This is a genomic window from Paraliobacillus sp. PM-2 (assembly GCF_001368815.1).
In the GTDB taxonomy this organism is placed as follows: Bacteria; Bacillota; Bacilli; order Bacillales; family Amphibacillaceae; genus Paraliobacillus.
Genome location: NZ_CTEI01000001.1, coordinates 863,185 through 879,567, shown reverse-complemented (window position 1 = coordinate 879,567; position 16,383 = coordinate 863,185). Strand labels below are relative to the sequence as shown.

The 16,383-nt window shown below is 35.2% G+C and carries 15 protein-coding genes; 2 read left to right on the top strand and 13 right to left on the bottom strand.

What is annotated here, in order from left to right; all coding sequences use genetic code 11:
* Positions 1-70: 70 nt before the first annotated feature.
* The gene (locus BN1058_RS03975; protein ID WP_176694440.1) at positions 71-667 is read right to left on the bottom strand and encodes a molybdenum cofactor guanylyltransferase; all 597 of its coding nucleotides are present in this window, start codon (positions 665-667) and stop codon (positions 71-73) included.
* 126 nt (positions 668-793) lie between these two features.
* Between BN1058_RS03975 and BN1058_RS03970 the strand changes: the two genes are divergently transcribed.
* Complete coding sequence (locus BN1058_RS03970) at positions 794-1,510, top strand: Crp/Fnr family transcriptional regulator (RefSeq protein ID WP_090853182.1); 717 nt, start codon at positions 794-796, stop codon at positions 1,508-1,510.
* Between the two features lie 24 nt (positions 1,511-1,534).
* Here the strand turns inward: BN1058_RS03970 and mobB are convergent, their stop codons facing one another.
* Complete coding sequence (gene mobB / locus BN1058_RS03965; RefSeq protein ID WP_176694439.1) at positions 1,535-2,083, bottom strand: molybdopterin-guanine dinucleotide biosynthesis protein B; 549 nt, start codon at positions 2,081-2,083, stop codon at positions 1,535-1,537.
* 156 nt (positions 2,084-2,239) lie between these two features.
* On the opposite strand from mobB, the gene BN1058_RS03960 reads away from it, so the two are divergent.
* Positions 2,240-3,481, top strand: coding sequence for a DUF438 domain-containing protein (locus tag BN1058_RS03960; protein WP_090853176.1), 1,242 nt, complete (start codon positions 2,240-2,242; stop codon positions 3,479-3,481).
* 82 nt (positions 3,482-3,563) lie between these two features.
* Here the strand turns inward: BN1058_RS03960 and moaD are convergent, their stop codons facing one another.
* The 11 genes from moaD to BN1058_RS03905 form a co-directional block, all read right to left on the bottom strand.
* Positions 3,564-3,794: a molybdopterin converting factor subunit 1 gene (gene moaD, locus BN1058_RS03955; protein ID WP_090853173.1), complete on the bottom strand. Its 231-nt coding sequence runs from the start codon at positions 3,792-3,794 to the stop codon at positions 3,564-3,566.
* Between the two features lie 28 nt (positions 3,795-3,822).
* On the bottom strand, positions 3,823-4,266 hold the full coding sequence (locus BN1058_RS03950) for a molybdenum cofactor biosynthesis protein MoaE (protein ID WP_090853170.1): 444 nt from the start codon (positions 4,264-4,266) through the stop codon (positions 3,823-3,825).
* Positions 4,259-5,548, bottom strand: a complete 1,290-nt coding sequence (gene glp / locus BN1058_RS03945) for a molybdopterin molybdotransferase MoeA (protein WP_090853167.1) — start codon at positions 5,546-5,548, stop codon at positions 4,259-4,261. Before glp ends, BN1058_RS03950 begins: the two co-directional genes overlap by 8 nt.
* Before the next feature lie 11 nt (positions 5,549-5,559).
* The gene (locus tag BN1058_RS03940) at positions 5,560-6,570 is read right to left on the bottom strand and encodes a MoeB/ThiF family adenylyltransferase (RefSeq protein WP_090853164.1); all 1,011 of its coding nucleotides are present in this window, start codon (positions 6,568-6,570) and stop codon (positions 5,560-5,562) included.
* 29 nt (positions 6,571-6,599) lie between these two features.
* A complete protein-coding gene (gene moaA / locus BN1058_RS03935; protein WP_090853161.1) occupies positions 6,600-7,604 on the bottom strand; it encodes a GTP 3',8-cyclase MoaA in 1,005 nt (334 codons plus the stop codon).
* A 37-nt stretch (positions 7,605-7,641) separates the two neighbouring features.
* On the bottom strand, positions 7,642-9,135 hold the full coding sequence (locus BN1058_RS03930) for a tetratricopeptide repeat protein (RefSeq protein WP_090853159.1): 1,494 nt from the start codon (positions 9,133-9,135) through the stop codon (positions 7,642-7,644).
* A gap of 33 nt (positions 9,136-9,168) precedes the next feature.
* Positions 9,169-9,861: a respiratory nitrate reductase subunit gamma gene (gene narI / locus BN1058_RS03925; RefSeq protein ID WP_090853156.1), complete on the bottom strand. Its 693-nt coding sequence runs from the start codon at positions 9,859-9,861 to the stop codon at positions 9,169-9,171.
* Positions 9,862-9,888: 27 nt separating this feature from the next.
* Positions 9,889-10,506 (bottom strand): nitrate reductase molybdenum cofactor assembly chaperone, encoded by a 618-nt coding sequence (gene narJ, locus BN1058_RS03920; protein ID WP_176694438.1) that lies wholly within the window; start codon positions 10,504-10,506, stop codon positions 9,889-9,891.
* A 109-nt stretch (positions 10,507-10,615) separates the two neighbouring features.
* Entirely contained in the window at positions 10,616-12,091 is a 1,476-nt protein-coding gene (gene narH, locus BN1058_RS03915; RefSeq protein WP_090853150.1) for a nitrate reductase subunit beta, read from the bottom strand.
* Complete coding sequence (locus BN1058_RS03910; RefSeq protein ID WP_090853147.1) at positions 12,081-15,764, bottom strand: nitrate reductase subunit alpha; 3,684 nt, start codon at positions 15,762-15,764, stop codon at positions 12,081-12,083. Before BN1058_RS03910 ends, narH begins: the two co-directional genes overlap by 11 nt.
* 298 nt (positions 15,765-16,062) lie before the next feature.
* On the bottom strand, positions 16,063-16,338 hold the full coding sequence (locus tag BN1058_RS03905) for a YutD family protein (RefSeq protein ID WP_090853144.1): 276 nt from the start codon (positions 16,336-16,338) through the stop codon (positions 16,063-16,065).
* Positions 16,339-16,383: the final 45 nt, after the last annotated feature.

The following is a 16,383-nucleotide window of genomic DNA, read 5'->3' as shown; positions in this document are numbered from 1 at the left end:
ATACTAGTAAAAGCACTACTTAATGATTAAGTAGTGCTTTTATCGATGCCTAAACAAGTCACGTGCGTATTTATTCTTTCGAGTTATTATTAATAAAATAATGATAGTCTTGTTGTGCGTTAATATTTATAAAGGACTGTTCATCAACCATATTAACTGTTTTTACCTTTAGTTGATTTAATAACTGATATGCTGCATTGCTTCCTTCCTTTAGCATCTTGTGAATAATAGATTTTACAGTATAATGATAAATCCCAAACAATGGTTGTGTTTTCCCGTTCGAAGTAGGAATAACTGCTTGATACCCTACATGTAATTGTTTAAGAATTGTTTGTATGGTGGGTTGTTCCACAAATGGGACGTCTGTTGGTATGACTAGATACCATGTGGCTTGTTCCGCGTTCATCACTGTCAATACCCCTGCAAGTGGACCTTTTCCTTTTACAGATGGTAAATCAGTGATAACAGCAACATTATTACCTAAATTTGCAAATCGATCAACATAATGCGGTTGGGTAACGATATAAACATGATTAACATAAGGCTTGATCGCATCTAAACTACAACGATAAAATTGCTTTCCTTTATGCATTTCAAACATTTTTGGCCTACCAAACCGACGCGATTCCCCTCCTGCTAATAGTACACCGACAATAGACTGTCGCAACAGTGCCCCTCCTTTTTATATACTTTTTATATTAAAAAATTCATTATATTGTAATGTTTTTATGATCAAAGTAAGCTAATTATATGCTATCATAGAAGAAACATCCTCATAAGGAGGCTTCTTTCTATGCAGATTCCGACAAGAGTAAAACCTAAGGAAGAAATGATTTCACCTGAATTACGTAACTTACTTATGTCAATCGGCACGAAAAAAAACATATTTAAAGATCAATATCTTTTTCACGAGGGAGAAGAAGCACACGAGATATACTTACTTCAATCAGGATTAGTACAAATAAGCAAACTTACTACAGAAGGTAAAGAGTTATTATTGCGATTATGTAAACAAGATGACATTGTTGGAGAGTTAACTTTATTTGCGGATGATCCCAAATTTTTATTAAGCTGTAAAGTACTTGAAGATGGCGAAGTTTATGTCATCAAAAAAAGTTTACTCGAAAAAGAATTGATGTCTAACAGTGCACTTACCTTTGAATTCATGCGTTGGGTAAGTGACCATATGCGAAAATTCCAATCAAAACTACGAGACTTATTATTAAATGGAAAAAAAGGTGCACTATATTCTACATTAATTCGATTATCCAATAGTTACGGTGTTACAAAAGAAGATGGTATTTTGATAGATATGACATTAACCAATCAAGAATTAGGGAGCTTTTGTGCAACTACAAGAGAAAGTGTTAATCGCATGCTAGGAGAACTCCGAAAAAAACATATTATTTCTATCGATCAACAAGGAAAAATCACCATTCATCAAATGGAATATTTACGGCAAGCAATTGGCTGTGAATATTGTCCTATTGAAATGTGCAACATTGATTAAAATACATGTGATCAAAAGAAACAATCAACTATTGTTTCTTTTTTTATCATCTTTTGTAGAAGTTTCCTTCTGATCAGGTGAAAGACACCATTGTTTCTCAAGCCATTGAGCTAATAGTTTCCATTGCTTGGGATAAAATGCTGGAATAGACATATTTTCATTCAGTTCCAACGTTGTTACAACGGCTTTGATATTAGATACTTGTTCTAATAATACAAGATCTTCTTCCTGTGTAATCATTACAATTTTCTCTTGATTTGCTTTCTTAAACCCTTCAACAAACAAAATCTCTATATCTAATAAAGCATATATCTTCATTAATGTTTCTAAGTTCCACTCCTGGTTTGTAGTAATCTGCAACATAGATTCACCTTCAACACCTGCAAAGCTTGCCCCAGCTTTTAAGTGCCTAGCATTATCTGTGGCCTCCCACCCAAGTGGAACCCCGCCATGTCCATGGTGCTTAAGACACGCTACTTTCTGATTTCTTTCACAAAAATAAGCAACTAGATATTCTATTAAAGTTGTTTTTCCTCGATTTTTATAACCCACAACTTGCATACAATGTAGCATTTGTCTCATCCTTTTCTTATTAGTTTTAGTATATAGAACGATTTTTTTGTTTGTTATGACTTTTATCACAGAGTAGTGATACATATCACTACAACATATTAGTTAAAAGATTATGCTTGTATTGAGAATATTTTTCAATAAAGGAGTTTTCGTACGATGAGTGAAATAATTAATAATCGTGAAAATAATTCTTCCGAACAAAATAAACAGCGTCAAGAGCAATTAAAGCAAATTATTATTGCATTACATGAAGGAAAAAGTGTAGAAGCAGTCAAACAAGATTTTCAAGATGCAGTTGGTACTATTTCAGTGGAAGAAATATCTGCACTTGAACAAAATCTAATGGAAGATGAGGGAATTCAACCAGAAGAGGTGCAACGATTATGTTCAGTGCATACTGCCGTCTTTAAAGGTTCCATTGAAGAAATACATGGACAACAAAAAGAGCCCGCGCAACAAAGCGGTCACCCTGTCCACACTTTTATAATAGAAAATAAAGAAATTGATTATTTGTTAAACTTTACGCTTTCTTTGCATGTTGATCGTTTTGAAAAAGAGGCTAATGAAGAAAGCCGACAATTGTTAATAGATGATTTAACTAAGTTATGGGAGATTGACAAACATTATAGTCGTAAAGAAAATCTCCTATTTCCTTATTTAGAAAAATACGGAATCAATGGACCTACTAATGTGATGTGGGCAGTAGATGATTTTATTCGCCAAGCAATCAAAGATGCTTTAAATGGGCTACAAAGTGAAAATGGTAGTGATAAAATAATAGAAAATATTCGCTTTGTGATCAAAGAAGGTTCTGAAATGATTTATAAAGAAGAGAATATTCTGTTGCCAATGGCACTTCGAAATTTGACAGAGGATGAATGGCTTCATATTGCAAAACAAAGTAATGAAATTGGATATTGTTTAACAAAACCAGCGTCCATTTGGAAGCCAGAACGACATAAAATAACTGATGCTCTAAAAGAAGAAGAAGGATATGTTTCCTTACCAACAGGTACACTATCCATCCAACAGATTGAACATATTTTCAATCATCTTCCTGTGGATTTAACATTTATTGATCATAATGATATCGTACGATACTTTTCACACGGAAAAGAACGTATTTTTACTAGAACAAAGTCAGTAATTGGTCGTACCGTTCAAAATTGTCATCCTCCAAAAAGTATGCACGTAGTAGAGAAACTATTGGAAGATTTTAAATCAGGAGCAAAAGATGTAGAAGATTTTTGGATACAATTAAAAGATAAATATGTACTTATTCGTTATTTTGCTATTCGAGATAAAGATAATAATTATTTAGGAACACTAGAGTTCACACAAAATATTGCACCGATACAAGCAATTGATGGAGAGAAAAGATTACTTTCTGATTTATAACGGTTAAAAAATAATGCTTATAGCTGACAGTCCTATCTCTGTCAGCTATAAGCATTATTATTTAAAAGATCTTCTTTACGCTTTATCCTCCACTCACGGGGGGTATGAAAGCAACTGTATCATCCTTTTGAATCAAGTCTTGCTCTAATGCAAAAGCTTCGTTTATCGCTACCATCACATTGTCTAGTTGAGCAATAGGATACGTATGTTGAAAAGATTTCTTAAATGATTCAACAGTTTGTGATTCCCAATTGAGCTCTAATTCAGACACACCCAATTGTTCCTGCAGATGGGCAAACAAAAGCACTTTCATATTTATTGCCTCCCTATTTTTCTTATTTTTATTTCTGATAAGATATTTGCTCCAATTGATCACCAATCCATGTTTCACCATTTTCCCAATGTTCTTTCTTCCAGATCGGAACCATTTGTTTAATTCGTTCAATTGCATATTGATTCGCTTGATATGCTGCTTCTCGATGTGGCGATGAAACCGCTATGGCTACAGCAACATCTGAGATTTCCAGTCGACCAATTCGATGAGAAATCGCCACTTTTGTATTCGGCCATATTTCATCTATTTCTTTGCCAATTTGTTCAAACATTTTAATTGCCATCGGCACATACGCTTGATACTGTAAAAATACTGTTCGTTTTCCTTTTGTCCACTCTCTCACTGTACCAATAAATGTCGTAATCGCACCCGCTTCAGGTCTTGTTACTTTATCAATTAACTCATTAATTGCAATCGGCTGCTCAACAATGGTAAACAAATCATTACTCATGACGTTTCTCCTTTAACTGATAGTTATTTAAGAATACTGCATCGCCTTCTAGTTGTTCTAACATTAATGCGGTCACATAACTTCCCTTTTGGTATCCTCTCGTTCCTCCTGGTAACACAATCAACACGTTAGCTTGCCCTAATGATGTAACAACATTTGATTTATCTAAACCAACTGGTGAAACCACTAGTTTATCCTTATCATAAGAGAGCTTGCCACGAACAAATCGATCAAATGGATTCGGTTTTGGAAAGTCAGTTCCCATCATCGCTTTTATTGCTTTACAGTATGGTTTTTCATTAAGTAAGTAAGACTGTATGGTTGGTCTTGCAAATAATTCAAAACCTACATAACATGCAGATGGATTACCTGACAAACCAAATAAAAGTTTCCCATCTAATACAGCAACAGTTGTTACACTTCCTGGTCGCATTCCCACTTTATTAAATAAAACATGAGCTCCTAACTTACGATAAATTTCAGGTAAATAATCAAAATCCCCTACTGATACACCACCTGTAGTAATGAAGAAGTCCACTTGATCCAAAGCATTTTTCACTTGGTTATAACAAACTTCTAAGTCATCGGTAAACTGACCAAAGTAGACAGCTTTTGCTCCTACTCGCTCTAGTTGTGCTTGTATCATATAGGCATTACTATTTCTGATTTTTCCGGGTTCTAAAGGTTGATCGACCTCAAGTAATTCACTACCAGTAGCAATTATCCCTACCGTTGGTTTTTTTACTACCGGAACTTTTTTATAACCAAACGTAGCAAGCAAGGCTACAATGCCGGGATTAATTTTTGTTCCTTTTTTTACTATTACTGTGTCTTTAGCTGTATCTTCTCCTTGAAAAGAGATATTGTCATTTGGTTTTATTTGACGCTTAATTTTAATAGCAGCAGTATCAAGTTGTTCTACTAGTTCAAGCATGATCACTGCGTCACATCCTGGAGGAATTGGTGCTCCTGTCATAATCCGGACAACTTGATTTTCTTTTACTTTATCCTTAAAAACTTCTCCTGCACCGATATGGCCAACAACAGAGAGAGTAATTGGATGTTGTCTAGATGCCTCAAGCGTATCTATCGAACGAATAGCATAGCCATCATAAGGTGACCGATCAAATGGAGGAACATCATGGTCTGCTTTTATATCTTCAGCTAATGTTCGATCTAGGCTTGATTCAAGTGAGATATGCTCTAAGCTACCCATTTTTTGATATTGCATCACTTGGTTTATTGCTTCTACTACTTTAATTGGCTTTCTCCGTTCAACCATCTTTTTTCCTCCTAACCAACTAACTGATAATAGATCTTTTTAGCTGCTGTGATTGAATTGGTACCATGAATAAAGGTTCTGCCATCATGAAAGAAAACAATTCGATAGTTAAGATATTCAATAGATAGTAAGAAATCATTTTGTTTTACCGAAGTAAATGATTCAAACCGTTTAGCTAAATCTAATAAGGACAGATTCGTTCCTCTACGTAATTGTACTGTATCTCTTCCGCATAGTACTTCTGTTTTCAATTGATTTTGATAATCTAATGCCGGATAGGTTGGATTGACACCGCAAGTAGGACAGTCATGATTTTTTGCTCTGCCCATATCAATCGTTTGAAAAAGATTGTTCCAAAGATCAAAGGTTAAATAATTTGCTCTTAGCTTATTTGTTGCATGTGTCAATAACTTCAAAGCTTCTGTTGTTTGATGAGCAACGACCATTTGAACTGCTGGTCCAATAATACCAGCTGCATCACAAGTGGATCCATTAATTGGCATCGATTGAAGCAAGCACCTTAAACATGGTGTTTCATTTGGTATAATTGTAAAACTCATTCCCGTACTACCTGCACAGGAGCCAAAAATCCAAGGAATTCGTTGTTGCTGCAAGGTATCATTTAAAATAAAACGTGTATCGAAATTATCCGTAGCATCAATTACAAGATCAACATCATGTAACAATTCAGAAAGCGTTAAACTTGTTACATCCATCACATGTGCATGGATAGTAACGTGGTGATTTATTTTCATTAAATGTTTTTTTGCAGCAATCGCCTTTGGAATTTTTTCTTCCACATCTTTTTCCGTGAATAGCTGTTGTCTTTGTAGATTACTTTCTTCGACATAGTCTCGATCAACAATCGTTAACTTTCCAATTCCCGCTCTTACCAGTGATTCAGCATTTGCAGATCCTAAAGCACCACACCCAACAATTAGAACATGCTTACTGTTAATCTTTTCTTGACCGACTTCACCGATTGGTTGAAAACGTATTTGTCTAGAATAACGATCATCCATCATTTAAGCTCCTCTTCTTTTTCTCCTGTTTATCCACCGATATAGGACATTTCAATTTTCTTTCTATTCTTCGCTGTTTCTTCTGTTCTTTCATCAGAGTAACGGTCTTTTCTATTTTTCCAAGTGGGGACAATCGACTCCAGTATCGCTTGATCATCTAAGTTAGAACGCAACAAGTTTCTTAGATCTAATCCTTCACTAGCAAATAAACACGTATAAAATCTTCCGTCTGCTGCTAATCTTGCACGGGTACAAGTAGAACAGAAAGATTCTGATACAGAGGTGATAAAGCCAACTTCTGTGTCCATGTCAATATAACGATAACGTTGAGCGACTTCTCCTATATATGCCGGATCAACTGGTTCTAGCTCGAAATGGTTAGTCAATTGTTCAAATAGCTCTTTTTTAGTTACAACTTGATCAAAATTCCATCCATTTGATTGTCCAACATCCATAAATTCAATATATCTTAAAGTGATTCCTTTTTCTTTAAAATACGTAGCCATAGGGATCACTTGATCATCATTCATTCCTTTTTTCACAACCATGTTTACTTTTACAACTAAGCCTGCTTGCTGCGCTTGTTCAATTGAATCCAAGACTTTTTTTGTCGACACACCACTATCATTAATAGATTGAAAGACGTCATCATCTAATGCATCTAAGCTAACATTTACTCGGTGTAACCCTGCATCTTTTAATGCCTGTGCCTTTTTCCCTAACAAAACACCATTGGTTGTAAGACCTATATCTTCTAACCCCTCAATATTCGTTAATCTATCAATGAGTGTAGTTACGTCTTTTCTCAATAATGGTTCTCCGCCTGTTAAACGAATTTTCTTAACACCTAATTGAACAAAAAGCTTTGCAAGTCTCTCGATCTCTTCAAAACTTAACAATTGATCTTTTGGGAGAAAGGAAAAATCCTTGCCGAAAATTTCCTTCGGCATACAGTATGTGCAACGAAAGTTACAACGATCAATAACCGAAATACGCAAATCTTGTAGTGGACGACCGAGTTTATCCTGTAGCATGACACATTCCCCTCTATATTGGTAGTAAATTATTTAATCATTTGCTCTTAGCCAATTGCAATTTAACTAACTTATTTTCATACAGCGGTTGCTTTTTTGGAAAATCATGTCGTTGATAAAAGTCAATAATTGATGCAAGTGCTTCCTCTGTAAGTGATTTATCTCTAACCTTTTCAACTTTTCCAACACCATATTCATACCATTCGTTCGCTTTTTCGATTTCTTTTATAGCTTTATTTTCATAACAGTAAGCTAGACGAATACTTGCGAACCCCAATTCTTCATTACTAATTGGTTTTACTTTTTGATAAATAGAAATTGCTGCTTGATAGTATTCAAATGCTTGATCTACATTATCTTGTTGGATAAAGTTAAATGCAATCGATTGTAGCGTATCTGCATAAGCTTTAGAAAGTTTTTTATCCTCTTGTTCTAATTGATCTAAAAATGCATGATACATCGCCAACGCGTGATCGTACGATTTTTCATTTGAATAAATTTTCCCTAATGCATATAAAAATTGCATTCTAATTCTTGGATGATTTTCTGTTAACTTTATACCTTCTTCTAAATATTGTTTTGCTTCTTTTAGTTGATTTACTTTCATGTGCAACGTACCGATTTTTGAATAGGCATAAACGATCATAAAATGTTCTGTTTCATGTACTTGCCTTAATTGATCAAGACTACGCTTATAGTAAGTGATTGCTCGTGGATAATTAGCAAGGTTTTCATCCAATTCTGCTAATAACAAATTTCCCTTTGATTCATAGAGTAATGCAGTTTTTTCAAGTGATTGTAGTAAATCTAGTGCTTGCGTAACTGTTTTCCTTGCCTTTTTTAAATCAATATAAAAATAAATTTCCCCAATTCGTAATAAAATAGTTGCCGGTAGCAGTAGATCATCTGTTTCTTGGTAAACCTGTAATAAATACTCTTGCATTTCTAATGCCTCTTGGTAGCTTTCCATCCGAATATGCGTCTCTGTTAAATCGTCAATTGTCTGATAGATAATTGGATGATCTTCGTCTACATCCTTCCTAAAATAACCTAGCGCCTGATTAAGCTGGTTGACTACTGCATCAAATGTCATATCTTCGAACCCAACCTTTGCCAATAGACGGTAGGTAAGACCATAAGCAAAGTTATCTTCCCACTTGCTTTTCTCTAGTTTTTGTAAAAGTGTTGCTAATAATTTTCTAGCATTCGTATATTGTTTATATTCTTTTTCTAATTTGGCATAATTTAAGTGAACTTCTATTAGTGTACTAGTTAATGCCATCTTTTCTATATTTGCTATATGAATCGCCTGACGACTATAATGTGCTGATTTATCATAGTTTTTCATTTTTTGATAATATTTTGCTAACGTAGCGGCAATAATCACTTGAGTTGATTCGTTATCTCCTGTTGCCTTACCATCGTATTGTGCTTCCAACTGTTCTGCGATGGGCTTTGCTTGTTGCATATTATTTTCGTATAGTGCTTTTTTTAATTCTTTTCGCAATGAATGGATTTCTTTTTGATTCATTACAATCCCAACCTTATTTAGAGTTTACAATTTTTATGAAGCTCGGTGACGTATTCTTCTTTTATAGATAACATAATTTCTACTTAAATAGCGTATCGGGAAACTAAACGCGTGCACCAATCGAGTAAATGGCCAAGCAACATATAATGCGAAAGTTGAGTAAATATGAATTTTAAACCAAATTGGTACATCAGCCATTAACTCAGGCTGAATATGAAAGACAAATAATCCTCTTAACCAAGGAGCAATGGTTGTACGATAATCAAATCCATGAGAGTCAATATTCATACTTGTCGCCAATAACCCTGTAGCTATTACAAGAATAACTAAGAACAGTGATATCCAATCACCCATTGATGTGGTTGCTTTTATACGTTTCACGCTAATTCTTCGATAAGCCAACAAAACAATTCCAATAAATGCTACTATCCCAGCAGGTAAACCAAAAATAAGTGCAATATTATGATAGAAATGTTCCGAAACGCCTAATGCATTGTAAAATTGAACCGGAACAATTAACCCGGCAAAATGACCGCCTAAAACAAAGATTAATCCCCAGTGAAACATTAGCGATCCAATACGTAAACGTTTCTTTTCTAGTAATTCACTAGATTTTGTTGTCCAACCAAATTGGTCCTTTTGATAACGATAAATCAAACCGCCAATAAAAATTGTTAAGACGATATAAGGGAAAACACCCCAAAGTAATAATGCCAGAGAGCCCATAAGCTTTCGCCCCTTTTCTTAAAATCATTAACCTAATTGGTTCTTAATTAATTGATCTCGCATCGATGCAAGAATTGCCTGATCTTCCAGATTTGGTGTAGGAGGTTGTTTTTCTGCTAATGCCTGATGTTCCACTCCATCTTTTTTAAGCAATTGAATAATCACATCAAAAACTGGAATATAGAAACTGTTTATAGATAGCAACTTATCTCTAATTTCCCATATTGCCCGCTCATGTACTTTCCATAGTTCTTTTCTTATTTCAGTAGATACATTGGCAGAAAACTCTAGCATTAATGGAACATAATCTGGTAGTTCTTTATCCGTAACACTAAACCCAGCAGCTTGATAAAATTTCTTTAATTTTAATAGCTCTAAACCACGTTCTTTTTGTTCTCCCATTTTTAAATAGGTTACATACAAATTCGTTTTTTTGCCAAAATCAAACTGTTCTACATAACTATGAATCCATTCATCTAGGCTTAATTTATCTATTTCACTGACAAACGTATCTAGCTTTTGTCGTATTTCCTCATCTTCAACGGACTGTAACAATTCCTTTATTTCTGGTAGGGTATGTTTCATGTCTTCATTCGGATAGTTTAATAAAAAAGCAAGCAGTTGATAGATATCTGTTTGTTTCATTTTCTTCATCCTCTTTATTAGGTTCATCCAGTTAAGATACAGAGCAATTAACAAATATTTGCTTGCTCTGTATCTCTAATTTTTAAAATAAATTAACAAAAGATAGTAATTAAGATAACACGCCGCAACTTCCTGGTCCGCCGGCAAAATCCAATCCACAAGCGCCTTGATCATAATACAAGTCTTCAGCATCTTCTTTATGGCTTTTTGGAATAACAAAACGATCATTATATTTTGCGATAGCTAATAATCGATACATTTTTTTAATATCCGTTTCTTTAAGCCCTAATTCCTCAATAACCGAAACATCAAAGTCTTTTCCTGTTTGTTCTGCACGCATATAACTGCGCATTACTGCCATCTTTTTCAATACAGTCCGAATATGATTGGTATCACCTGCTGTTAACAGATTGGCAAGATACTCAATCGGTATGCGCATTTCATCAATAGCTGGGAAGATATCATCTGTATCCGCTTGACTTCCTTTTCCTTCAATCATATTCATAATCGGACTAAGTGGTGGAATATACCAAACCATTGGCATCGTACGATACTCTGGATGCAATGGCAATGCAATTTTCCAATCAATAATCATTTTATACAATGGAGATTGTTGCGCCGCTTCAATCCAGTCCATAGGAATCCCTTCTTTTTTCGCTTCCTTAATCACCTCTGGATCATTTGGATCTAAAAAGATACCTAATTGTTCATGATACAAGTCTTTTTCATCTTCAACAGAACAAGCTTCCAATACTCTATCTGCATCATAAAGCATCACACCAATGTATCGAATCCTACCAACACACGTTTCTGAGCAGATTGTTGGTTGACCATTCTCGATTCTTGGGTAACACATCGTACACTTTTCTGCTTTATTCGTTTTCCAATTGAAATATACTTTTTTATACGGACAAGAAGTAACGCAGTGTCTCCACGCACGACAAGCATTCTGATCAACAAGCACAATACCATCTTCATCACGTTTATACATTGCACCTGATGGACAAGATGAAACACAAGGTGCATTAATACAGTGTTCACAAATACGTGGTAAATACATCATAAATACATCTTCAAATTCAGTTTTTATTGATTCTTCCATTTGCACAACATTTGGATCACGTAAACCTGTAATATGACCACCAGCAAGGTCATCTTCCCAGTTTGGTCCCCAATCCAAGTCCATAAATTCTCCAGTTATGGTTGACTTTGCTCTTGCTACAGGTTGATGTTTTCTTTCAGGGCTATTCGTTAATGTTTCATAATCGTAGTCCCAAGGCTCATAATAATCATCTATCTCGGGTTGGTTTGGATTATAAAATAAATTGAATAACCGATTTACTTTTGAACCAGATTTAAGCTTTAGTTCGCCTTTTTTATCTAATTCCCATCCGCCTTTATATTTTTCTTGATCTTCCCATTGTTTTGGGTAACCAATTCCGGGTTTTGTTTCTACATTATTAAAATACATATATTCTGCCCCTGGACGATTTGTCCAAGTGTTTTTACATGTCACACTACATGTATGACAACCAATACACTTATCTAAGTTCATTACCATGCCAATTTGTGCTTTAATCTTCAAGCCATTCAACCTCCTTCATCTTTCTGATTACAACATGTAAATCTCTTTGATTTCCGGTAGGGCCATAATAGTTAAACCCATAGCTCAATTGACTATAGCCACCAATCATATGCGTAGGCTTCACATGTATTCTTGTTGGACTGTTATGTGTCCCACCTCGGTTTTTTGTAAGATTAGTTCCTGGTACGTGAATATGTCTGTCTTGTGCGTGATACATAAATGCAACACTTCTTGGTATTCGGTGGGAAACAACAGCTCGAGCAACAACAACACCATTTCGGTTGAAACATTCAATCCAATCATTATCTTCAATATCCACTTCTTTAGCATCTTCATGATTCATCCAAATCGTAGGCCCACCTCTAAACAATGTCAGCATCGGTTGGGCATCATAATACATACTGTGGATCGACCATTTATTATGTGGTGTTAAGTAATTCAAGGTGATTTCTTTTCCTTCCACCTTTGGACGATCCTTTTGGAATGGCGTATGATGTAACATTGGTTTATACGTTGCCATTTCCTCGCCAAACTCTTTCATCATCTCATGGTCTAAATAATAGGACTGTCTTCCCGTGATGGTATGGAAAGGAATCATACGCTCAATATTTGTTGTAAATGGTGAATATCTTCTACCACCTTTTTCTGAACCACTAAAGGCTGGTGAAGTAATCACTGTTTTAGGTTGTGCATTAATTTGTTCTAAATTGAATAAATCTTCTTCACGTTCTTGAGCTAAATCCTTTAATTCCAAGCTGGTTTGTTGTTCTAATGCTTCCCAAGCTTTTACTGCAATCTTTCCATTTGTTGTAGAGGACATGATTAATATTGCTTCACAAGCATCTTTCGCATGTTCAATATTAGGTAATCCTTTGGAAACCCCTTCTTCTTCCACAGTACCTATAGCGTGTTTCACTTGTTCATATTCTTTTTCCATTGACCAACTAATTCCTTTACCGCCATAAGGGTTTGTAGCAACATTTGGACCAATAGAAGTCATCTTTTTATAAATTTGCTTATAATCCCTTTCAACAACATGAATGTTTGGCATGGTTTTTCCAGGTATCGGTTCACATTCACCCTTCGACCAATCTTTAATTTCTCCAAATGGTTGCGACATCTCCTGTGGTGTATCATGTTGTAACGGTGTAGCTACCACCTCTTTAATTGGATCCATGTCAAGTTCATCTGCTAAATCAGAAACACTCTTTGCTAATTTCTTAAATATATCCCAATCTGATTTAGATTCCCATGGTGATGCGACAGCTGGGTTAAATGGATGTACGAATGGATGCATATCTGTACTTGATAAATCATATTTTTCATACCAAGTGGATGCAGGTAAAATAATATCAGAATACAATCCTGTTCCTGCCATTCGGAAGTCAAGGTCAATTAACAAGTCTAATTTCCCTTCTGGTGCTTCTTCGCGCCATTTAATCTCTTCTGGTCGTATACTATTTTTATCATCATTTAAAAGTCCATGGTCTGCACCTAATAAATGTTTAAGGAAATATTCATGTCCTTTTCCTGAACTTGAAATTAAGTTAGCACGCCATACGAATAAATTACGTGGATAGTTAACCGGGTTATCTGGATCTTCTATGGAAAATTGTAATTTCTTATCTTTCAACTGTTTTGCTACATATTTGGCAATGTCATCTGTACTTTCATTTCCATTTGTCTTTGCTTCTTCATAAATAGAGATGCCATTTTCATTAAATGTTGGATAAGATGGTAACCAACCTAATCGAGCAGCCAAGATGTTATAATCTCCATGATGATCATATCTTGCTTTATCTACTGTTGCAGCGGTTATTTCGTTAACAGAAGTTTCTTCATAACGCCATTGATCCGTAGCAAAATAGAAAAAGGATGTACCATTTTGTAATTTTGGTGGTCCTTGCCAATCTTTTGCCGTGGCTATTGTATTCCATCCTTCTGCTGGCCGGAGTTTTTCTTGACCAACATAATGGGCCCAACCACCACCGTTTACACCTTGAGCTCCTACCATTAAAATTAAGTTAATAACTGCACGATAGATCGTATCGGAATGGAACCAGTGATTAATACCCGCCCCCATAATAATCATAGAGCGGCCTTTTGTATCAATTGCATTTTGAGCAAATTCTTTTGCTATTTTAATAATCAAATGACGATCTACATTACTGATACTTTCTTGCCATGCTGGCGTAAAAGGTGCAATATCATCATAAGAATGTGCTACTTCTCCACCAATACCTCGATCAATGCCATAATTAGCAAGCATTAAATCATAAACAGAAGTTACATACTCTGTTCTTCCATTTAATTCAACTTCTTTTACAGGCACAGCTCTATTCATTATTGTGCGTTTTTCCGCATCAAAATATGGTAATTGTATTTCTAATACATCATCTTCAACACCAAGGAAACCTAGTCGTGGTTCAATCGTTTCCCCCGTAAATTCATCTTGCAAATGAAGATTCCATTTTCCTTCTTTATCCCAGCGAGATCCTATCGTTCCTTGTGGAATGGCAAAATCGTTTGTCCGTTCATTAAACATTGCTGGCTTCCATTCATTATTCTCACCTGAAATCCCTAAATCCTTAGCATGAATAAAACGATCTGCTTGATAAGTAGACCCAACTTTTTTCAATCGCACGGTAAAAGGGAAATCCGTGTATTCTTTTGCATAAGCTTCAAAGTATGGTGTCTTATTTTTTTGATAAAATTCATTTAAAATAACATGACCCATTGCCATCGCTACCGCACCGTCTGTTCCTTGTTTAACTGCCATCCAGTCATCAGAAAATTTCGTTGATTCTGCATAATCGGGACTAACAGATACAACTTTTGTTCCTTTATATCTTGCTTCAGCTAAAAAGTGAGCATCAGGCGTACGTGTTAATGGCACATTGGAACCCCAAGTCATAATGTAACCTGCATTAAACCAATCTGAACTTTCAGGCACATCGGTTTGATCGCCCCAAATTTGTGGTGAAGCTGGTGGCAAATCGGCATACCAATCATAAAAGCTTAACATTGGTCCACCAATTAATGACATGAATCTGCTACCAGCTGCATGACTTACCATTGACATGGCTGGAATAGGTGAGAAACCAACATTTCGATCTGATCCGTAAGTTATTGTAGTATATAAAACGGAAGCAGCCACAATTTCGGAAACTTCATCCCAATCTGCACGAACTAATCCACCTTTTCCTCTTGCACGTTTATAATAATTAGCTTTTTCTTTGTTCTCTACAATACTTTTCCAAGCCTCTAACGGAGTATCATATTCATTTTTAGCTTCGCGCCACAAATGGAGTAACTTTTTTCGAATATACGGATACTTCACTCTTAATGGGCTATATAAATACCAAGAAAAACTGGCACCTCTAGGACATCCACGCGGCTCGAATTCAGGCATATCTGGACCTGTTGTTGGGTAATCAATACTCTGTCCTTCCCAAGTAACAATGCCGTCTTTCACAAAGATATTCCAACTACACGATCCAGTACAATTCACACCATGCGTCGATCGAATAACTTTGTCGTGTTGCCATCTTCTACGATAAACATTTTCCCAATCACGATCACCTTCTTGTAATTGACTATGATTATTACTGTACGTTTCCTTCGGTTTCAAATAGTTTAATCGTTGCCAAAGTGGAGATGCTTTTTTCTTCATCTTTTTCCCTCCATATAAAGTCTTACTATGCAAAATAATGCGCTACTTTTTACATATGATCTACGTAATTACTTATATTTTTATTAAAACATCGCTTATAACCCTAAGGTGTGAAGTATGTCACACCGATTTAGTGGTACCATCGATCATCAAAAGAGTGGTTAATCTCAATACTAAATAATTGAGCACTTGAAGTTCTTTTTTTAGAGGCTGTAACTTGGAAAGTAAGTTCATTTTTCTTAATGTAGCAAAGGTAAAATGATATATAACATAAAAACCCATAAAAAAAACACATCGATTATTTATCGATGCGTTTAGCTATAAAATAGGCACAACCAAAGTTACAGTATTCATATAAATAATCATCTACTGTACTAAACTTTGTGTCGAAAGTAGCTTTTGGATTTTGATCGTCGTAAAATCCTTTTAAGCGAAGCTGTTCATATCCCCAATCTCCTACAATAAAATCATATTTTGTTAATATATCACTATATCGCTCTTCAAACACATTTTCATCAAAGCCTGATTTGTTCTCTTCAATTATTTCGTATGTTCTTCCTTGCACTTCAATCATATACCATTCTTCTCCTTTAAAGCATCAAATGATAAATACATGTAT